20 protein-coding genes are annotated in these 20,116 nt (G+C 43.1%); all 20 read left to right on the top strand.

Annotated elements, in window-relative coordinates:
* Position 1 precedes the first annotated feature (1 nt).
* Complete coding sequence (locus tag B9A32_RS08765; protein WP_170923766.1) at positions 2-1,522, top strand: ATP-binding protein; 1,521 nt, start codon at positions 2-4, stop codon at positions 1,520-1,522.
* A gap of 383 nt (positions 1,523-1,905) precedes the next feature.
* Positions 1,906-2,541 carry a hypothetical protein gene (locus tag B9A32_RS08760; RefSeq protein WP_084068421.1) on the top strand — a complete coding sequence of 212 codons (636 nt, stop codon included), beginning with the start codon at positions 1,906-1,908 and terminating at the stop codon, positions 2,539-2,541.
* An 87-nt stretch (positions 2,542-2,628) separates the two neighbouring features.
* Entirely contained in the window at positions 2,629-4,032 is a 1,404-nt protein-coding gene (locus B9A32_RS08755; RefSeq protein WP_084068420.1) for a sigma-54-dependent transcriptional regulator, read from the top strand.
* 2 nt (positions 4,033-4,034) lie between these two features.
* Entirely contained in the window at positions 4,035-4,532 is a 498-nt protein-coding gene (gene hsp20, locus B9A32_RS08750; RefSeq protein WP_084068419.1) for an archaeal heat shock protein Hsp20, read from the top strand.
* A 22-nt stretch (positions 4,533-4,554) separates the two neighbouring features.
* On the top strand, positions 4,555-6,723 hold the full coding sequence (locus B9A32_RS08745) for a CDC48 family AAA ATPase (protein WP_084068418.1): 2,169 nt from the start codon (positions 4,555-4,557) through the stop codon (positions 6,721-6,723).
* Between the two features lie 47 nt (positions 6,724-6,770).
* Positions 6,771-7,580 (top strand): GvpL/GvpF family gas vesicle protein, encoded by an 810-nt coding sequence (locus B9A32_RS08740; protein ID WP_084068417.1) that lies wholly within the window; start codon positions 6,771-6,773, stop codon positions 7,578-7,580.
* Complete coding sequence (locus B9A32_RS08735) at positions 7,577-8,350, top strand: GvpL/GvpF family gas vesicle protein (protein ID WP_139795768.1); 774 nt, start codon at positions 7,577-7,579, stop codon at positions 8,348-8,350. Before B9A32_RS08740 ends, B9A32_RS08735 begins: the two co-directional genes overlap by 4 nt.
* Before the next feature lie 301 nt (positions 8,351-8,651).
* Complete coding sequence (locus B9A32_RS08730) at positions 8,652-10,130, top strand: PAS domain-containing sensor histidine kinase (protein ID WP_084068415.1); 1,479 nt, start codon at positions 8,652-8,654, stop codon at positions 10,128-10,130.
* Between the two features lie 52 nt (positions 10,131-10,182).
* Complete coding sequence (locus B9A32_RS08725) at positions 10,183-10,557, top strand: response regulator (RefSeq protein WP_170923765.1); 375 nt, start codon at positions 10,183-10,185, stop codon at positions 10,555-10,557.
* A 250-nt stretch (positions 10,558-10,807) separates the two neighbouring features.
* Positions 10,808-11,026: a gas vesicle structural protein GvpA gene (gvpA, locus tag B9A32_RS08720; RefSeq protein WP_084068413.1), complete on the top strand. Its 219-nt coding sequence runs from the start codon at positions 10,808-10,810 to the stop codon at positions 11,024-11,026.
* A 184-nt stretch (positions 11,027-11,210) separates the two neighbouring features.
* Positions 11,211-12,401 carry a hypothetical protein gene (locus tag B9A32_RS08715; protein WP_084068412.1) on the top strand — a complete coding sequence of 397 codons (1,191 nt, stop codon included), beginning with the start codon at positions 11,211-11,213 and terminating at the stop codon, positions 12,399-12,401.
* Between the two features lie 45 nt (positions 12,402-12,446).
* Positions 12,447-13,397: a gas vesicle protein GvpN gene (gene gvpN, locus B9A32_RS08710; RefSeq protein ID WP_212637870.1), complete on the top strand. Its 951-nt coding sequence runs from the start codon at positions 12,447-12,449 to the stop codon at positions 13,395-13,397.
* Positions 13,398-13,452: 55 nt separating this feature from the next.
* Entirely contained in the window at positions 13,453-13,764 is a 312-nt protein-coding gene (locus B9A32_RS08705; RefSeq protein WP_084068411.1) for a hypothetical protein, read from the top strand.
* Positions 13,765-13,960: 196 nt separating this feature from the next.
* Positions 13,961-14,719 carry a GvpL/GvpF family gas vesicle protein gene (locus B9A32_RS08700; RefSeq protein WP_084068410.1) on the top strand — a complete coding sequence of 253 codons (759 nt, stop codon included), beginning with the start codon at positions 13,961-13,963 and terminating at the stop codon, positions 14,717-14,719.
* A gap of 69 nt (positions 14,720-14,788) precedes the next feature.
* Positions 14,789-15,118, top strand: coding sequence for a gas vesicle protein GvpG (locus B9A32_RS08695; protein WP_212637869.1), 330 nt, complete (start codon positions 14,789-14,791; stop codon positions 15,116-15,118).
* Positions 15,115-17,031, top strand: a complete 1,917-nt coding sequence (locus tag B9A32_RS08690; RefSeq protein WP_084068409.1) for an ArsA family ATPase — start codon at positions 15,115-15,117, stop codon at positions 17,029-17,031. Before B9A32_RS08695 ends, B9A32_RS08690 begins: the two co-directional genes overlap by 4 nt.
* Positions 17,032-17,056: 25 nt before the next feature.
* Entirely contained in the window at positions 17,057-17,281 is a 225-nt protein-coding gene (locus B9A32_RS08685; RefSeq protein ID WP_084068408.1) for a gas vesicle protein, read from the top strand.
* The gene (locus B9A32_RS08680) at positions 17,281-17,667 is read left to right on the top strand and encodes a gas vesicle protein K (RefSeq protein ID WP_212637868.1); all 387 of its coding nucleotides are present in this window, start codon (positions 17,281-17,283) and stop codon (positions 17,665-17,667) included. Before B9A32_RS08685 ends, B9A32_RS08680 begins: the two co-directional genes overlap by 1 nt.
* 194 nt (positions 17,668-17,861) lie before the next feature.
* Positions 17,862-18,179 (top strand): gas vesicle protein, encoded by a 318-nt coding sequence (locus tag B9A32_RS08675; RefSeq protein WP_084068407.1) that lies wholly within the window; start codon positions 17,862-17,864, stop codon positions 18,177-18,179.
* 670 nt (positions 18,180-18,849) lie between these two features.
* Entirely contained in the window at positions 18,850-19,860 is a 1,011-nt protein-coding gene (locus B9A32_RS08665) for an ABC transporter substrate-binding protein (protein ID WP_084068405.1), read from the top strand.
* The last annotated feature ends 256 nt before the right edge of the window (positions 19,861-20,116 follow it).

The following is a 20,116-nucleotide window of genomic DNA, read 5'->3' as shown; positions in this document are numbered from 1 at the left end:
AATGTTACAAACAAATAAAAATACTCTTAAATGGCATGAATCCGGCTACCGCAGTATTATTGAAGCCATTAAAGACCCGGTATATGTCTGTTCACCGGAGCAGCGTATTTTATACATGAACCCGGCAATGGAAGCACATCTGGGAAGAAATGCCACCGGAGAAATTTGTTATCAGGCTTTTTATGGCGAAAAAAAGCGCTGTACCCATTGTGTGTTTGATCAGGTAATCCAGGGGCAGGCGGTGGAATATGAGCTGAATGATCCCGTCAGCCGAAAACACTTTATTGTATTAAATACGCCCATTGTGAATATTGATAATTCCATATCAAAGCTAACCGTTCTTCGTGACATTACTCTTTTTAAGGAGCTACAGACCCAGAATGCACAATCCCAGCGCATGGAAACGTTGGGCACCCTGGCCGGGGGAATTGCCCATGATTTTAACAATATTCTTACCATTATCAACGGCAATACCGCGATGCTTATGAGGAGTGGGGCAAATCCGGGTACCGAGATCCATGAACAGTTATTAGAGATTGAACGGGCGGGAAAAAGAGCCGCCGATCTGGTACGCCAATTGTTAACCTTCAGTCGTAAACAAACAGTGTACCCCCAGATTTTGAACTTGGATCATGCCCTTGAGGAGATCCAGACAATGCTCATGCGTCTCATTTGTGAGGGGATTGAGGTGAAAATGATCTCCTGTCCAGATGGACCGCCCATGGTTGAAATTGATCCCGGGCAGATTGAACAGGTAATGATGAATCTTGCTGTTAATGCCATGCACGCCATGCCCCAGGGAGGCGCACTCACTTTTAAGACCGCTCGTGTGGAGCTGGATATGCGGTATTTTGAAAGCCATGATGTGGAAGCCAAAATCGGCAGCTATATTTGCCTGCTGGTGTCAGATACCGGTGTCGGCATGGACAAAGAAACTTCCAAACGAATTTTTGAACCCTTTTTCACAACCAAAGACGTCGGCCAAGGCACAGGTCTGGGCCTCTCTTCTGTTTACGGCATAATGAAACAAAACAATGGATTCATATGGGTTTACAGTGAGCCGGGGCTGGGAACGACCTTTAAACTTTATTTTCCGGAAAGTAAAAACAAAGCATCCTTGATTACAAAACCTGTTATGCTCCAAGATACTTGCCTGGAGGGCAGTGAAACCATTCTTCTGGTGGAGGATGATGCCCCCATTCGAAACCTGTGTCTTAAAATGCTTCGGGAGTTTGGTTATAACGTGCTGGAAGCCAGCAGTGGAAAGGTCGCATTGGAGATTCTCCAGGAAAATTTCCAACGGGTGGATCTGATGATTACCGATGTGATCATGTCCGGCATGGGGGGGGAAGAACTGGTTTTAAAGGTTCGTGAATTCTACCCCCATATAAAAATTCTTTACATATCCGGTCACATCGACAATGTCATTAGACACTGTGATCTTTTTAAAAAAAGAGAAGTTTTTTTGGAAAAGCCTTTCACCCCCCAGGAACTTGCTAAAAAAATTCGAGAGTTATTGTAGTTCCCTTCGGCATCCTTTAGATGTCTTCAAAAATACTTTCATTCTGATCCGGCTTTGCCCACAACAAAGCCGGATTAGAATGGTGGTACTCTTTTTAAACCGGGCTCATTCAACGACTCAACAACGCTCCCGGCCAAATTTAGACCAATTCCATACATTACAAAATCATAATATGGCACATTTTTTGTATGTACATGTTGATACTGTGTTTACAGATTCATTGACCATGGAACATGTAGGTTTTAAAATGGGAATGTTATTCCGTGCTCAATCCTAAATGAATTGTGAGCCTTAGTATGGGCATGGTAATAAAACTATAATACTATGTATTTGCCACCATGGAATAAATTCCATACTTTTATCAAAAAAAGAGAAAATAGATAATGAGTAAAGAAAAAAATAAAATGACATCTGAAATAAAACAGAGAAAATTAATTTATTATCCCATTATCCATTCCCTGGAAGATTTTGGACAATTGAAGGAGGTGGTTCAAAGGGAGACCATCAGACAGTCCGGTGTGGCATCTGTGGAACGGAAAGCCGTTGTTATAAAACAGATGTGGCGGGATATTGAACAATCCCTCTTGGATATGTCCCTTTCATATAAAAAGGTTCGTCTGTATCAGGATGCCCTTGCCGTGTGCGGCAAAGAAAAAGAGATTGTAACAGATATGATGGCGCAGGGAAGTCCCAATCATCAATTGCTTTTGAAACTCATGGAAAAAGGTGCAACCATTATGGGGACTGAATCTCCTGCCCTTCTGCTACAAGAGTATGAAGCAATTAAGCGTCAAATGACACCCCATGACAATGTGTCAGAGTCATTTTTAAGTCAACAACTGTTAGAGCAAAGGGATCGGTACATGGCAGGTAGAATCGAACAAACACTTAACAGCGGCGAAACAGGAATTATCTTTCTGGGGATATTGCATAATCTTGAAAATTATCTCAGTTCGGATATTGAAATTGTTTATCCCATTTACCGTCCTGCAGGAAAGATCAGTTCCACACAAATATAAAAATTTCACACGAATCCGCCATGGGCCAGAAGTTTCAGATGGTGGAGAATAATCGCATGGAATAAAACTGGAGAGCGAATACCCAGAATGGATTTAAAAACTGCCAAAATTTTAATTGTGGATGACGAACCGGACATATGTCGTCTGTTATGTCGGTTGGTGGAATCTGAAGGCTATACCACCATAACGGCCCATGATGGCAAAGAAGCCCTGGAAAAGATCCGTCAATATACGCCGGATGTGGTTTTATCTGATTTAAAAATGCCCCATATGAACGGATTGGAAGTTCTTAATAAATCCAAAGGAATTGATCCGGATTTGCCGGTGATCCTCATCACAGCGTTTGCAGATGTTCATGGGGCTGTGGAAGCCATGAGGCTGGGTGCCCATGATTATCTTTCAAAGCCCTTTGATCACAATGAGGTGGTCAGGGTATTGCAACGGGCATGCCAGGAACGGAGACTTAAGAACAAAATCAAGCAATTGTCATTACAACTGGATCAGCGGGTTCATCTGCGTAAACTCATGGGGCACAGCGAACAGGTCGGGGATCTGCTCATGCAGATCAACCGGGTGGCCAAATCTGATTTTTCCGTTATTATCCAAGGGGAAACCGGTTCAGGCAAAGAATTGGTGTCCACAGCCATTTACCAGGCCAGCAACCGAAGCCATGGCCCCTTTATTGCCCTGGACTGCGGTGCCATCACGGAAACGCTTTTGGAGAGTGAACTTTTTGGTCATGAAAAAGGCTCTTTCACCGGTGCCATGCAGCAAAAGATGGGGAAATTTGAAGCCGCCAATGACGGTACGCTTTTTTTGGATGAAATATTTAATATGTCCATGGGGTCCCAGGCAAAATTATTGCGGGCCCTCCAGGAAAGAAGAATTTACCGTGTGGGGGGCACAACGCCCATTCCTGTGAACGTGAGAATTCTGGCTGCCACCAATCGAGATTTGGAAACATGTTCCCCGGACGTCTTTAGAAAAGATCTTTTTTTTCGATTAAATGATTTTATCATCCGCATACCCCCCTTAAGGGAACGACCCGACGATATACCCTACCTGAGTAAACGTTTTCTCGATTCCACCAACGTCATGCTGCAAAAAAATATAAAAGGATTCAGTTCCGATGCCATGAATCGGTTAATAACATATCAATGGCCGGGGAATGTACGTCAACTGAAATCCACCGTTAGAAGAGCCGTTCTCATGGCAGATGAGGAGATCACGGAAAAACACCTTGATTTGAACGATATGCCCCAACAGGAAATGGCCGGTATAATGCCTGAACAAGATCTTCCATCATGGGAAGGAAGACCCCTGAAGGAGATTATAAAACAGAATACCTCCATTCTTGAAAAGAAGATATTAACAAAGATACTTCAACAGGTGGGAGGAAATAAGGCAAAGGCGGCAAGGCGGTTAAAGATAGATTATAAAACCATTCATACCAAATTGAAAAATTACGGTATCTCAATTAATGGAGATTAAAAATGACAAGGCCTGAAAAGGAAAAAAAACAAAGTAAGTCCCCCTTTGACGGGGTTTTGACGTTTCTGGAAAAACTGGGAGAGCTGGCAGAAAAAGGAGAACAGTTGTCCAAAACCATATCTTTTGAAGGTAAAGATAATAATATCAAGGGGGTATATGGTTTTTCCATGAAAATGGGACTGGGCTCGGATAAACCTGAGGTGCAGCCCTTTGGAAATATCAGAAAAGATGAGAAGTCAGGAGAGTCCTTTGTTCATGAAGTCCGTGAGCCCCTTGTGGATATATTTGAAGAAAAGGATCATATTCTTGTGGTGGCAGAAATGCCGGGCACCAGCCTTGAAGATATCAAGGTAAATGTCCATGAGGATCTGCTGGAAATTGATGCCTCAAAGGGGGATAAAAAATATAAAAAAGAGGTGCTGCTGCCCCGTTCATTTTCCCGGGAAAAAATGAAAATTTCTTGTAACAACGGTATTCTTGAGATCAAATGCATGCCATAACGTAAAATTAAAGGAACGCCTAATGTCATCTGCTGCATCATTAAAACTTAAGGTCTCCGAGGCATTGAAAAAAGATGTGGGACGTGCCTTTGCCAGGATGGACCCCGAAGATATGAAACGTATGGGAGTATCCCTCGGCGACATTGTTGAAATAACAGGAAAAAGGGTCACCGTTGCCAAGGTTATGCCGGCATATAAGGACGTCCGTGGACAGGCCCGGGTACAGCTGGACGGAATCAGTCGTGAAAATGCAGGATGCGGACTGGACGAAACCGTTGAAGTGAGGGATATCCCATGGAGTGCGGCCCAGCGCGTGGTGCTTGTTCCGGTGAATATTTCTCCGGACAAACGGGATCTGGATTACATTGGAAGTCTTTTGGACGGTCTTCCCATACAGGCCGGAGATGCCATTCGGGCCACTTTGTTTGGAAGCCGTACCGCCAATTTTAAAATTGAGTCCACCGTTCCCCGGGGCCCGGTGATGATCAACCCCACCACCCAGCTAATCATCGGTAAATCAAAATCCCGCAAGGGTGCGGAAAAAGATGCCGGTATCTCATACGAAGATATTGGCGGACTGGGTTCCCAGGTGCAGCGCATCAGGGAGATGATTGAACTGCCCTTGCGCTTTCCGGAAGTGTTTGAACGTCTGGGCATCGGCGCCCCCAGAGGGGTGCTTTTGTATGGCCCCCCCGGGTGCGGAAAAACCCTGATTGCCAGAGCCATTGCCCATGAAACCGAAGCCAATTTTTTTTCGGTGAGCGGTCCTGAAGTCATTCACAAATTTTATGGTGAAAGTGAAGCGCACCTGCGCAAAATTTTTGAAGAGGCCGCAGCCAAGGGCCCGAGCATCGTTTTTCTGGATGAAATTGATGCCATTGCCCCCCAGCGGGAAAAAGTGGTGGGAGATGTTGAGAAACGGGTGGTTGCACAGCTTCTGGCCCTCATGGACGGCTTGAACCGGCGGCAGAATCTCATTGTCATTGCCGCCACCAATATTCCCAATGCCCTGGATCCTGCCCTGCGACGACCTGGACGGTTTGACAGGGAAATCACCATTCCCATACCCGATAAAAACGGTCGCATGGAAATTTTGGACATTCACAGCCGGGGAATGCCCCTGGCAAAGAATGTGGACATGTCCCGCCTGGCAGAGATAACCCACGGCTATGTGGGGGCGGATCTGGAGGCCCTGTGCCGGGAATCGGCCATGATCTGCCTGAGACGTCTGCTTCCTGACATTGATTTTAACATGACCCAAATACCCTATGAGCAGCTTAAAAATCTGGAAATCGGCATGGATGATTTCATGTTTGCCCTGCGGGAGGTGGAACCTTCGGCCATTAGAGAGGTTTTCATTGAAGTGCCCAATGTAAAATGGGATGACATCGGGGGAAATCGGACCATTAAAAAACGTCTGGTGGAGGCAGTGGAATGGCCTTTAAAATATCCGGAGATTTTTCAAAAGGCCGGTACCCGTCCCCCCAAAGGTATTTTGGTATCAGGGAAACCGGGTTGCGGAAAAACCCTTCTTGCAAAGGCCATTGCCAATGAGAGCCATGTCAACTTCATCTCCGTCAAAGGGCCGGAATTGATATCAAAATATGTGGGAGAGTCGGAAAAAGGCGTTCGGGAAATTTTTAAAAAAGCCAGACAGGCCTCTCCGTGTATTATTTTTTTTGATGAAATTGATGCCTTGGTGCCCACCCGGAACGCAGGGACCGGCGATTCCAATGTGGGGGAACGGGTGCTGAGTCAATTTCTGGCAGAATTTGACGGCATTGATGAATTAAAAGGGGTACTGGTACTGGGTGCCACAAATCGCGTGGACATGCTGGATGCAGCGGTGCTAAGGCCCGGGCGGTTTGATGAAATCGTTGAAATTCCCCTGCCGGATGAAAATGATAGAAAAGAAATTTTTCAAATTCATCTTCAACATAAGCCCTTTGAACTTAAAGATCACCTGGGGGATCTTGCCCGGGATTCCGAGGGGTTCAGCGGTGCTGAAATTGCGGCAACGTGTAACCGGGGGGCACTCATGGCCATCCGGAAAAAAGTGGCTGACATGGAAAAAAATACCCGGGACCATGCCGTTAAAGAAGATGACGATGATGCGGTTCACATTACACCGGCGCAATTGCAAACGGCAATGGATGAAGTGCGGAGTTCACGTACTGTCACAGACAATTAGATCACGACCGGGAACTACTGAATCATTACGGCATAGGTGTTAAAAAAATGGAAAAAAAAAAGGCAGTTTATCTCTATTGTGTCACGCGGGCGAATAAATTCAATGCCCCGGGCATCACGGGCATTGATGCAAACACCCCCGTTTGCTTTGAACATCTGGAGAATTTTGTGGCGGTTTACAATATAATCCCTCTAAACACATTTGTGGGGACATCTGCTGAAGAAAACATGAAAAATATTGACTGGATAGGGCCCCGGGCCATGCGGCACGAAAATGTAATTGAGCGCATGATGCAGGAATCATCCGTGTATCCGGCGCGTTTTGCCACCCTTTTTTCGTCCATGGAAAATCTCAGGGAAACCCTGCACCTTAAATCCGGATTGATCTCCAGGTTTCTGAATCAAACCCAACATAAATGCGAATACAGTTTAAAAGGATTTATTAATCGAAAACAACTCCTTGAATTTTTGATTAAAACAAAGTTCAAACAAGAAAAAAAACAGCTTGACGGTTTATCCCCCGGAAAGAAATACTTTGCTCAGCATCAATTTAACAAAAAGGTTGAAACCGGGATAAATCAATGGATCAAGAGGCGCTGCGGAATATTTCTGGATCATCTCACAAAAAGAAATCCGGAAGTTTCACCCAGAGAGCTTTTCACAGAAAAAACAGAAAAAAATAATCTGGAGATGATGTTTAATCTTGCATTTTTAATTCATAATGACAGCAAATCTGCCTTTTTGCAGGAGATTTCCCAGGCAGAAAAAGAATTTTCACAAACCGGGATTTCCCTGGTTGTTTCCGGGCCCTGGGCCCCTTATAGTTTTTGCAAAACAACCCGGGGAGAAGGACTTTGACTCTGCATTTGCTCTATTGCGTTTTCTCTTCCGGGGAGATGGAAAAAACAAGAAAACTTGTCCCCCCGGGCATTGACGGCGAGCCGGTGCATGAAATTTGTTCCAATAAGATTTCAGGGGTCGTATCCACACTGGGCAAACCGCCTGACACCCATGTAAAGTCCCTGCTGGCCTATCACGGGGTCATTGATTCATATCATCAGAATCGAACGGTTATACCCATGCGGTTTGCGGCTGTTTTCAGGACGTACGCACATATGATTACCGCCTTGAACAACAATGAAAAGTCATATCTCCTGCAATTAAAACGCCTCCATGACTGCACGGAAATGTGCGTACGTTTTATCTCCAACTCTCCTTGCTGTGTTAAAAAAAAAGAACCGGCAATATCCCCAAAAAAAATATCCGGCACAACATTTCTTCAACAAAGAAAAGCGATGTATGAACAGCAAAATCGCCTTCCGCCTGAAATTCATGAAAAAACAAGGGATATTCTCCAGCACTTCAGGGGACTTTATATGGAATTTAAACAGGAGTCTCAGCCCTTGGAAAAGGACTGCCCCTCCCTTTCTTTACAAGGAGCTGAGAAAACCGATGGCAACGCATTGTTGATATCTTTGTTCTTTTTGATTTCAAAAAAAAACATATCCCTGTTTCGCTCCCGATTTCAGAATATTTGCGGGTCTTCATCCGGCAGACATATGATGAACGGGCCATGGCCGCCTTTTAATTTTATCAACACTGAATCCAACTTGACTGACCCGTCATAAGGGAATCAGTCGTTATCAATATGCCATTTTTGTGACCCTATTCCTTGTCGAGCAGGTTTTCCAGCCTGAGGCTTAGCGGTAAATCACAATATTCTCTGACTCCCTAAGCTTTCCAATTTACCGGCACATAGTGTGTTTTCCATATGAAATGTGGGGCTTGTTCATAACGTGGAGCAGCTTATGATCAACCCTGAAATGTGCCGCAAACCAAGGGCGTATCTCAAGCTTTTTTGTGGGCAGGACCGGGTCAAAATAAGGTCCGTTTCTTACGTTTAAAAAAACTTTGGAGCCGTTATGAATTATGAAAACTTTTGTATCTGAAAACAACCTTTCTTCGGAAGTTCAACGTCATAGAAAACTGTACACCATGCTTCTGGACGCCATTCCCAGTTCCGTCTTGATGCTGGATCGTGACATGAAAGTCATTTCAGCCAACCACAATTTTCTTAAAAAAAGTCGTAGAAGCACCCAGAACACCATCGGTTTTCCCCTGGTTGACATTTTTCCCACCATTATTTTAAATACCATGAATATTCCGCAACAGATTCGCGGGGTTTTTAAAAGCGGTAATGCCACCGGAGGAAATCGAATGTCCTACCGTTCACCCGGCCTTCCCATGAATATTTACTACTACAGAATTTTTCCGTTCACCTGGAAGGGAGTGGTGGAGAACGTCATGTTGCTCATGGATGACGTGACAGAGCAAATTCGCCTCAGTGAAGAGGTTCAGAGGGTTGAAAGACATCTGGCCAGCATCATTGACAGTGCCACTGATATTATTATTTCCACCGATACCGGGGGGAGAATCCTTTCCTGGAATCCGGCTGTGGAAAAAATTTCCGGATATACATTTCCCGAAATGAAGGGACGTTCGTTCATTGAATATCTTCCCATTGAGAAACAAAAAGACATGCACGAGGTTTTTACCCAGATGAAAAACGGTAGACAATCCCGGCAGGCGGAATGGGAACTGATTACAAAGGATGGAACAACCATCCGTGTGTCCTGGGTTTTCTCCCCCATGAAGGATGAACACGGCAATACGGCTGCCATTGTGGGGGTGGGGCGGGATTTGACCGAACGTCTGAAACTGGAAGCGGAATTATTAAAATCACAAAAATTTGCCGCCCTGGGGGTGATGGCCGGGGGCATTGCCCATGAAATCAGAAACCCCCTTGCCATCTGTTCTTCCGCAGCACAATTTTTGCAAAATGACGATATCAGTACAGAATTTCGAAAAGAATGTGGTGAAAAAATTTACACCGGTATCCAGAGAGCCTCCATTATCATTGAAAATTTATTACGATTTGCCCGCCCGTCCACTAATTCACACATGGAGAGAATTTGTCTAAACTCCCTTGTGGAGGATACCATCCCTCTGGTCCATAATCAGGCTAAAATTCAGCAGATCAAAATAAAAATCACTATTTACAGAAAAAATATTTTTATTTCAGCCAATGCCAGTATGCTGCAACAGGTGCTGATAAATCTTTTTTTAAATGCCATTCAATCCATGCCCGATGGGGGCAAAATTGAGCTTTCCATTACCAGATCCGGCGGGGATGTTCTGATTCGGATCATGGATACGGGAACCGGTATTTTAAAGCAGGATATCGATAAAATATTTGATCCGTTTTACACGACATCTCCTGTGGGGCGGGGAACCGGTCTGGGACTTTCCATTTCCTATGCCATTGTCAAGCAGCACATGGGAACCATTGAGGTGGAAAGCAACAAAGATTCCGGCTGTACCTTTACCGTACGATTGCCCCTGTTGTAATCACGCAACAGATACCCCATTAACCTTTTTTATAGGGGAGATAACACCTGCCATGAATGATCACAAAGATATCTATCTGATTGTGGACGATGAACCTGATATGTGCTGGGCATTTCAAAACCTTCTGGCACAAAACAATATTTTATCCAAAAATGCTTTAAATGGCCGGCAGGCCCTTCACTTGATCCGGAAAGAATCGTTTAAAGCTGTTTTTGTGGATGCAAAACTACCTGATATCGACGGGCTGGATCTGGCAAAAAAAATTCGGGAAGTATCCCGGGGCCTGAGACTTATAATGGTTTCCGGATATTTTTACAGAGATGATCCTGCAATCAGAAAAGCCCTTGAAGAGGGATTGATTTCAGATTTTATTTCAAAACCGTTTCAAAACCAGGAAATTCTGTCTGTCTTGAAAAATATCCACTGATCCCACAAGAACCGTGGACAACTTTCCCCTAATATATGGAAACGTTTCCATTGATAACATTTCCATATATAATATCCATATAAATAGAGAACGAGTTGTCTCTTTTAAGTGTTTGAATTCTTAATGAAAATTATTTTTTTATTTTTTCACAGCTCCTTGGCACGCAAATTGAATATTAGTATATTAAGTTTAAAGCAGAAGGGTATAAGACCTTCGGTTTTTTTTAACACAATTAACAAGGAGATGTATTATGGCTAAGGTTCAAAAAACTACAGATTCTTCAAGTCTGGCAGAAGTTGTTGATCGTATTCTGGATAAAGGTATTGTTGTTGATGCATGGGCAAAGATTTCCCTTGTTGGAATCGAACTGATTTCCATTGAAGCAAGAGTTGTTATTGCATCTGTTGAGACCTACCTGAAATACGCTGAAGCCATTGGCCTCACAGCTGCAGCCGCAGCACCTGCATGATCTATGACATAAAAAAGGCTTTTTCATTTTAGTTTGATCTATTCATGGAGAGGCCTTTTTTATTGTTAAAAAGTCGGGAAAATGGGGTCAGGTTTGTGCTGTCAATCTGCCCCCTGTCCCATAATGGTCGTATTGTGATAACTCACAATTTTCAGTAATCTCAATAGAATTAAGGAGAACTGCCATGGGCCGATTTACCGAAGATATGACCCGTTTAAGGGAAGATGTTGATAGACTGTCCAGTGACAGGAGATCATTCATCAACAATCTGGGTAGAGATGTTGCCGAATTGAAATCAGACACAGCTGAAATGCAGGCGCGTTTTCGAAACGATCATCAGAAAATGGCTGAAACGGAAAAAGCAAAAAGAGATACGTTCTTAAATGAACTGAGCACAGGCGTTTCTGATATGCAAGCCGATTTTAGCCGGGAGCGCAAAGAAAATGCCGAAAAGAGTGTTAAAGAGCTTAATGCCTTTATGTCGGATATCAGAGCTTTTGTTTCTGATCTTGGCCAGACCGTTTCGCAGACCCGGGAAGTTTTTCGGGAAGATTTTTTTAAATCTTCAAAGGAAAATAAGGAAAAACGCACTGCTTTTTTGGCAAATTTAAAAAATGATGTTGAAACATTAAAACAAACCTTTAATGAGGAACGTTTTACCGCAACAGAAAAAATGAAGTCTGATTTTGCACGTACTGGCAAGGAACTGAAACAATTTGTCTCGGATCTTGGCTTAAAAGTATATCAAATGCAAAACGAGTTTCGTGAATCCCATGAAGAAATTAGCAAGATAAGTCAAAAAGAACGCCGGGAATTCATTGCCCAGGTGGTCCAGTCAGTGGCGGATCTCCAGGAGCAGGTGGCACTATTCCGTAAAGACTTTTCAGATGATCTTGCCGGGGCAAGGGCTATCTGGTCATTTAAAAAAAAAATAGTTGACAATGTTCCTGAAACACCTGTCCCATCTTCACCTGAAAAATTTAAGGAAGCCTCTGCTTTATCATTGCAGTCTAAGAAGAAATCAGACAGTGTGCCGGCCGTTGATGTGGAAGAAAAAAAAGAGATGAAAACTGTCAAGAAAGAAATCGATATCAATGTAAAAAAGGAAGAGGAAACTAAGAAAGAAACGGAGATTAACGCAAAAAAAGAAGATGAGTCTAAGAAAGAAACTGATGTTAAGGTAAAAAAAAAAGATGATTTAACCTATATTACAGGTATCGGTCCAGGACGTCTGAAACAGCTGAATGCTTCCGGTATATTTACATTTAAGCAATTGGGAGAGTTGACTCCGGAAGCGCTTCGTGAATTATTGGGAGAAACTTCTCGGCTGGTGGATGTTAAGAGTTGGATTGAACAGGCAATAGATTTTTCATAGCAATGTAAATGCCTATGCTTTTCAATGCCCGATCAGGAGAATAAAATGAGTGCAAGCATGAGCAGTATGAAAGAAACCAGGCAGCGGATGTCTGCGCCTGAGCAAGACAATGTCGTACCGGAGGCCGGCAGCGATTTTGTGGAAACCCCTTATGTTAAGGATATAACCGATCGTGCCCTGGCATACCTCCATGTGGGATATCCTGTTCATTTTTCAGGGCCTGCCGGTACCGGTAAAACCACTTTGGCATTTCACGTTGCCGCAAAACTGAAACGAACCGTCATGCTGATACACGGTGATGATGAATTTGGCAGCTCAGATCTCATCGGAAAAGATTCCGGATATCGAAAAGCAAAGGTCGTAGATAACTATATCCATTCAGTGGTCAAAACTGAAGAAAGCATGAATACTGTCTGGGCAGACAATCGTTTAACCATTGCCTGCCAGCAGGGATGCACCTTGGTATATGATGAGTTTACCCGGTCCAGACCCGAAGCCAATAATGCATTTTTAAGTGTTCTGGAAGAAAAAATACTCAACATTCCCAGTCTGCGTGATATTGATCAAGGGTATTTACAGGTACATCCCGAGTTCAGGGCTATCTTTACTTCCAACCCCGAAGAATACGCCGGTGTCCATAAAACCCAGGATGCCATGATGGATAGATTGATTACCATTACGCTGGATCATTTTGATCGTGATACTGAAGTACAGGTGACCATGAGTAAATCTGATTTACCGCAAAAAGATGCTGAAAAAATAGTAGATATTGTCAGGAAACTTCGCAAAACCGGTGTAAACAACCATCGGCCCACCATTCGGGCCTGCATCGCCATTGGAAAAATATTAAAACATATGGGCGGGGGAGCGTCAAAAGACAATTTTGTTTTTAAACAGATTTGCCGTGATGTCTTAAATGTGGATACCACCAAGGTGACGCGCGATGGAGAGCCTTTATTGCCGAGAAAAATTGATGAATTGATAAACAGCCTGTGATTTTTCAACCGCTTTAATGCCTTGCATCATAATAAAATCAAAAGGATATACAGCTATGCTGAAAAATCGAAACAGATCAATTAAAGGTGTGCAAAATATCAAAACCCATGCAGGCAAGGTTGATCACGTATCCCATCCCCACATGGCATATATGCGTATCAGCTGCCTTGAAATGGAAAAAGCGAGAAAAAATAAAGAGAAATCCGGTGCTCAAAAACGAATTGACATGATTAACCAACGCCTCATGGAAATTGAAAAAGAGAAGGCTCACATTCAGCGCATACTGGGAGACACATCAATCGCTTTGGAAAGCAGCAATGTGGACCATGACTCTGAGATTAAAGGCGGTTTTAAAATCAAATATTAAAGGCCTGCCTCCAAATATATTGTATAAGAAAATCCCGCTGAACCGGATAGGTTTTCATGCTTTCTTGCGGGTAGAACTGATAAAATAAGGTCTGACTGTGGCAGTTATAAAGACCTATTTCCGGCGCAAGTACATTCAGACAAAAGTTTGTTTCAGCTTGCGGCTGAATCCTGTGCTAAAAAAAGGATAATGCTATATGTCAAAAAAAAATTTAAAGCGCAACGGACGGTATCTTTACGCCATCATTGAAGCGTCGGAGGAAAAGACTTTTGGTTCCATTGGTATGGATGGGTCCGATGTTTATTTAATTGTTGAAGACAAAACCGCTGCTGTGGTGAGCGATGTACCCAATAAAAAAATCAGACCCCAGCGGAAAAACATTGCGGCCCACCACGCTGTTTTGAATAAAATAATGGAAGAGATTACCCCTCTTCCCATGGCGTTTGGTATCATTGCCGATGGAGAACAGGCCATCAGAAAAATACTTGCAGACAACCGTGATGTTTTCCGGGAACAGTTTGCCACGGTTTCCGGAAAGGTGGAAATGGGCATGCGTATTTCCTATGATGTACCCAATATATTTGAGTATTTCATTTCCACTGATTCGGAAATAAGGGCTGCAAGGGATCAATATTTTGGTGGAAACAGAGAGCCCAGTCAGGAGGCTAAACTTGAATTGGGGCGCATGTTTAACCGGCAGCTCAATGCCAATCGTGAAGAATACACCAATCAGGTGATTGAGATTCTGGACGACTATTGTGACGACATTAAAGAAAATAAATGCCGAAACGAACAGGAAGTAACGAGTCTGGCCTGTCTGATCAACCGAAGCGATCAAAAACGCTTTGAAGAAGGTGTTTTTGAATCTGCCAGACATTTTGATAATAATTTTTCCTTTGAATACAATGGTCCTTGGTCACCCCATAATTTTGTCAATATCCTGATTGAACTGTAAGTTGAAACCGGGAGTCGTCTCAATGTAGATGTGGAAAATTGCCCGGATAATATTGTTGGTGATCCGTTTATGGATTTTAATGATCCCACTTGGAAAGGGCCGTTTCCAAAGACCGGATCATCCAGTGAAAAATCATGCTCCAGAAAAATAACAGGGAGGTGTGCCATGTTCCTTGTGGATGATATTCTTTTTTTTCCGGCAAAAAGTCTGGTATGGGTTTTTCGGGAGCTTCATAATGCCGTGCAGCAGGAAAAAACCAACGAATCTGACGCATTGACCACAGAGTTGAGCGAATTGTATATGATGCTTGAAACCGGTAAAATCACGGAAGAAGAATTTGATGAAAGAGAAGAACAGATTCTTGATCGCCTTGATGAAATACAGGAAAGAGACCAATGACTTCAAATCATTTCTTAAATGGAGAAATGTTCAAACTGGTTTTTTTTGGCGGAAAAGGAGGGGTGGGAAAAACCACCTGCGCCGTGTCCCATGCATTGAACCTGGCCGTGTCCCGTCCAGAGGATTCATTTCTCCTGGTATCCACAGATCCTGCCCATTCTGTTAATGACAGCATCAGCACCTTTCATATCCCTTCCAATCTTGAAATCCGTGAACTGGATGCGGCAAAGGCCCTTGATACCTTTAAACTCAATCACCGGGAAAAACTGCGGATGATTGCTTCCAGGGGCACTTTTTTTGATGAGCCGGACATTGATCAGGTGCTGGAACTCTCCCTTCCCGGCCTTGATGAACTCATGGCTTTTCTGGAAATATCCCAATGGATTAATTCAGAACAATATGAAAGCGTTATTGTGGATACGGCTCCCACCGGACATACCCTTCGTCTCCTGGAAATGCCGAAACTCATCAATGGATGGCTCAATGCCCTTGATATTTTACTTGCAAAACATCGTTATATGAAAAAAATATTCCAGGGGAGCTATAAGAAAGATGATATTGACGTTTTTCTGCTGGATCTTGCAAATTCAGTAAAAACCATGGAGAAACGATTCTCTGACAAAAAAAAATGCAGGTTTGTTCCGGTTTTTTTGGCAGAACCCTTAAGTTTGTCCGAGACGCAAACCCTGTTGTCCCGACTGAAAAAAGGGAAATTTCCTGTCACTGATCTCATTGTCAATCGAATTTACCCCCTCACCGACTGCCCGGTGTGCGCTGGGGAGCACCACGGGCAAATACAGCGCCTGGGGCAATTCTTTCACACAATTCCGGATCTTAACATATGGGCAGTTCCCCTTTATCCCAAGGAGATTCTGGGAGATGTGCTCACGGATACTTTTTGGCAGGGAATTTATTCCGTGACTCCGTCCCTGCAGTCTGCAAATGCTGTTTCCGCTGAAACCCGCAGCCAAATTGATGTTGAAAATTGTGCCCCATGGCCTGTGGATGATTTAAATCTGCTCATTTTTGCCGGCAAGGGCGGCGTGGGTAAAACCACCATGGCCTGTGCCACGGCATGCGGAGTTGCCGAGAATAATAAAAACAGACAGGTGCTGATTTTTTCCACCGATCCTGCCCATTCTCTATCCCAATGTTTTGACACACCCATTGGTCCGGTCCCGGTGAAACTAACTCCCCGTCTGAGCGCCGTTGAAATTGATGCGTCAAAGGATTTTAACGCCTTAAAAAAAGCCTATGAAGATGAACTTCAAAATTTTCTCACAGATTTTTCATCAAGTCTTGATCTGACCTTTGATCAACAGGTAATGGAACAACTCATGGAGCTGGCCCCTCCGGGACTGGATGAGGTAATGGCGTTGAACATGGCCATGGATTTCATCTCCGCAGGCAGTTGTGATCTATTGATTTTGGATTCAGCCCCCACCGGCCATTTGATTCGACTTTTGCAGACCCCGGAGTTAATGGATCAATGGTTGAAGGTTATTTTTAATCTGTTGTTGAAATATAAAAATTTTTTCCGGTTACCAAAACTTTCGGTAAAATTGATTAAAATGTCAAAGTCCCTTAAGATGCTCAGGCGGATATTAACAGATCCTGAAAAGTCAGCCCTTTATGCCGTTTCAATTTTAAATCATATGGCCCTTGAAGAAACCCGGGATCTTTTGTCTGCATGCCATGACATGAATATCAATGTTCCTGTTGTTTTTTTAAACATGGCAACCCATGCCGACAATTGCCCGTTGTGCACCGCTGTGTCTCAACGTGAAAGCAAAATCAAAAAACAATTTGCCGCAGACTATCCAGACTTGATTCAACCGGTTATATATCGAAATCCAATGGAATTACAGGGGATTGAAATCCTTAAAGAACTTGCAGCTAATATGTATGAATAAACCCAGGGGAGCCTTTTGACCTGATATGGCCTATATTGACATAGATAATGATGCATCAAAACAGATTTCCATTTGCGAGGCACTGGATCGTGTGCTTAACAAAGGGGCCGTTATCACCGGGGAACTGACCATTTCCGTGGCAGACATAGACCTTATTTATCTTTCTCTCCAGGCGGTTTTGACATCTGTGGAGACGGCAAGGCATATGTTTGATTCTCAGATCAATGATGCTGTGAAAGAGGTAAAATAATGATCAAAGATCCGGAAGCCAAAGATTTTAAAATAGAATCTGACAGCATTGATGCGTTTGCAAGGGTAATGCACGCCGATACTTCCTCCTGTAGTTCATCCTCAGTTACTGCAGGTCAAAGGCAGCAGCGATTAAAAATAGACGAAGAAAATATCAAAAACGGTCTGGCCCAACTGGTAATGACATTGATTAAATTGTTGCATGAACTGCTGGAGCGCCAAGCCATCCGCCGCATTGAATCCGGCTCCCTGGATGATGATCAGATTGAACGCCTGGGATTGACCCTGATGCAGCAGTGCGAAGAAATTGACAGACTGCGGAAACTCTTTGATCTTGAAGAAGAAGATTTAAATCTGGACCTGGGACCTCTTGGTAAACTTTTATAACTGCCACGGGCAGACCTTATTCTGGCCTCGGCCTGCCCACAACAAAACTTGCAATACACCCCTGGTTTGCGGAGTATTTCATATAAACCGCCACGTGCAGACCGTATTCTGACTCCTACCCCCCCGGGGAGGTGATGGCTTTTTAAATGTAGAGATAATTTTTCCCATTCTCAATTCATCATAAAGGAAAAAAAATGCCCATTCAACGAACAGCACAACATTCAATAGAAAGCACAAATATTGCCGATCTTTTGGAGCGGGTACTTGATAAAGGTATCGTCATTGCCGGAGATATAAAAATCAGTCTGGTGGATATTGAATTGTTATCCATACAGCTCAGGTTGGTTATATGTTCCGTTGACAAGGCCAAGGAGATGGGAATGGACTGGTGGGTGAACAATCCTGTCTTTATGCCAAATAAAGGAACGCAAAATGATGAGATTGCCGACACATTGACAAAAATAAACTCAAGGCTTGAACACCTTGAAAAGGCCACCATAAGTGGCAGTTGAAACCAATATAACCGCCACGGGCAGACCTTGTTCTGGCCTCGGCCTGCCCACAACAAAATTTGAAATACACGCTTGGTTTGCGGAGTATTTCTTATAAAAGAATAAACGCCTGGCTCCATTCACCTTGTGAGTTTACAATAAATCCAGATAGTTATCTAATCCTTTTAAATAGCGCCCAGCATTTAAAAATTAAATAGACTTTCCTGCTCCGAGTTATCAAGAACTTATTTTACCTTGACAAAAGGGCCAAGCCATAACAGGAGGAATTTATCATGGCATCTAATACCATTTTTGTGGAAATTAAATGTTCATTTTGTAATGGCACTGGAAAAGACCCCTACGGTATCATGTCATATTTATCTACATGCTGTGTATGCAATGGCAAAGGAACCATACGCGTTAATGCAGATCATACCCCTTGCGTTCATTGCAGGGGTACTGGGGCAATAAAGACCTTGACTTGTACCGTTTGCGGTGGAAAAGGGGTGATTCCTTCCATTGCAGGTCCCACAGAAGTGTGTGTCAAGTGTAAAGGGACGGGTGATGATGCCTCAAATTGGGCATTGGATTGTTTGGAATGCCGGGGAAAAGGAAGAGTTCCTAAAACTTGAAAGGAAGCAGGTTTGCCTGAGTATTAAAAATAAGGGCGATGGTATAAGGAGAGGCAATTATGGAAAAAACAATTATTGTCGTAAATGTATTGCTTCTGATTTGTATTAATGCCGGCTGTGCTGATAAAATAGAAGAAATCAAAAAAAACGCTTCAATACGCATTGTTCTTAATCCGTGGCCAGGCTATGCGCATCTATTCATCGCTAAGGAAAAGGGATACTTCAAGGAGAACAACGTTGATATTGAGCTTGTTTTCAAAGAAGACGCCACAATCTCTCGAGAAACATATAAAAACGGCGAGGTGGATGGTATCTGTATGCTTCTTCCTGATGTAATCATGTTAAATGTTCAGAATATTCCTACAAAAATTGTTTATGTAGCGGATTATTCCAACACTGGGGATGTAATTATAGGAAGGGATAACTATAATTCTTTAACGGATTTAAAAGGCAAAACAGTAAGCTTTGAAGGTATTAACACCTTTTCACACATGTTTGTCTTGAAAGCATTGGAAAACGTTGGATTGAGCGAAATTGATGTCCGATTTAAAAATGTAATTGCAGGGGATGTTTTGAAAGCCTTAAAGGAAGGTCGGATAGACGCAGGACACACCTGGAGTCCGACTAAAGTTAAGGCTTTGAACGCGGGTTATAAAATACTTGGAACAGCTGGTGATACACCGGGTGTGATAACAGACGTATTGGCGTTTAGCTCCAAGGTAATAAAAAAAAGGCCCGCCAAGATACTGGCAGTAGTCAAGTCAATCCTACAGGCAAGAGCCTTTGTGCATACGAACAAACAAGAGGCCATTGCCATAATGGCAAAAGCTGAAAGCATGTCTGAAGCAGAAATGCTGGACGGTATTGATGGCGTTTATCAGCCAGATCTACAAGGAAATGTAGAAGCTATGAAAAAAAAAGAGAATATGACGTCTATATACTACAGTGGCGAGCATGTCGTTCGATTTTTTCTAAACAGAGGACAATTGTCGCACGAGCCGAATCTTGACGAAATGATTGAGCCTGGCTTCATCAACGAATTGGCCGGAAATCAAATAATTAAAAAATGACAACACCTTCGCTAAATTTAAAATCAGAGCCCAAAATGCTATATAGTGTGTTTTTAATCTCTTTAGACCTAAAATAAGCGTGTTTTAAATAAAAATATTAAAAAAAAACTCGAAATGCCTTTAATTACAGTATATATTTAATTCGTAATAAAAAAATCTACACATAAAAAAGGACATTTCGAGTGAAGAGAATTATCGATAAAAAAATAAATAAACGCAAGCAAAAAATTCGTAAAAGGACCAAAAAACGAAATTG

Origin of the sequence: Desulfocicer vacuolatum DSM 3385, assembly GCF_900176365.1 — a bacterium.
GTDB classification, from domain to species: domain Bacteria; phylum Desulfobacterota; class Desulfobacteria; order Desulfobacterales; family Desulfobacteraceae; genus Desulfocicer; species Desulfocicer vacuolatum.
The sequence above is the reverse complement of the archived record's forward strand: the minus strand, read 5'-3'. Positions and strand labels throughout refer to the sequence as shown.

Bases quoted from the DNA above. Each gene is read 5' to 3' on its own strand.
- B9A32_RS08740 (WP_084068417.1), top strand. From the start codon at position 6,771: ATGGAAAAAAAAAAGGCAGTTTATCTCTATTGTGTCACGCGGGCGAAT.
- B9A32_RS08705 (WP_084068411.1), top strand. From the start codon at position 13,453: ATGCTGAAAAATCGAAACAGATCAATTAAAGGTGTGCAAAATATCAAA.
- gvpN (WP_212637870.1), top strand. From the start codon at position 12,447: ATGAGTGCAAGCATGAGCAGTATGAAAGAAACCAGGCAGCGGATGTCT.
- B9A32_RS08755 (WP_084068420.1), top strand. From the start codon at position 2,629: ATGGATTTAAAAACTGCCAAAATTTTAATTGTGGATGACGAACCGGAC.
- B9A32_RS08700 (WP_084068410.1), top strand. From the start codon at position 13,961: ATGTCAAAAAAAAATTTAAAGCGCAACGGACGGTATCTTTACGCCATC.
- gvpA (WP_084068413.1), top strand. From the start codon at position 10,808: ATGGCTAAGGTTCAAAAAACTACAGATTCTTCAAGTCTGGCAGAAGTT.
- B9A32_RS08745 (WP_084068418.1), top strand. From the start codon at position 4,555: ATGTCATCTGCTGCATCATTAAAACTTAAGGTCTCCGAGGCATTGAAA.
- B9A32_RS08695 (WP_212637869.1), top strand. From the start codon at position 14,789: ATGGATTTTAATGATCCCACTTGGAAAGGGCCGTTTCCAAAGACCGGA.
- B9A32_RS08690 (WP_084068409.1), top strand. From the start codon at position 15,115: ATGACTTCAAATCATTTCTTAAATGGAGAAATGTTCAAACTGGTTTTT.
- B9A32_RS08675 (WP_084068407.1), top strand. From the start codon at position 17,862: ATGCCCATTCAACGAACAGCACAACATTCAATAGAAAGCACAAATATT.
- B9A32_RS08680 (WP_212637868.1), top strand. From the start codon at position 17,281: ATGATCAAAGATCCGGAAGCCAAAGATTTTAAAATAGAATCTGACAGC.
- hsp20 (WP_084068419.1), top strand. From the start codon at position 4,035: ATGACAAGGCCTGAAAAGGAAAAAAAACAAAGTAAGTCCCCCTTTGAC.
- B9A32_RS08730 (WP_084068415.1), top strand. From the start codon at position 8,652: ATGAAAACTTTTGTATCTGAAAACAACCTTTCTTCGGAAGTTCAACGT.
- B9A32_RS08665 (WP_084068405.1), top strand. From the start codon at position 18,850: ATGGAAAAAACAATTATTGTCGTAAATGTATTGCTTCTGATTTGTATT.
- B9A32_RS08685 (WP_084068408.1), top strand. From the start codon at position 17,057: ATGGCCTATATTGACATAGATAATGATGCATCAAAACAGATTTCCATT.
- B9A32_RS08715 (WP_084068412.1), top strand. From the start codon at position 11,211: ATGGGCCGATTTACCGAAGATATGACCCGTTTAAGGGAAGATGTTGAT.
- B9A32_RS08760 (WP_084068421.1), top strand. From the start codon at position 1,906: ATGAGTAAAGAAAAAAATAAAATGACATCTGAAATAAAACAGAGAAAA.
- B9A32_RS08725 (WP_170923765.1), top strand. From the start codon at position 10,183: ATGAATGATCACAAAGATATCTATCTGATTGTGGACGATGAACCTGAT.
- B9A32_RS08765 (WP_170923766.1), top strand. From the start codon at position 2: ATGTTACAAACAAATAAAAATACTCTTAAATGGCATGAATCCGGCTAC.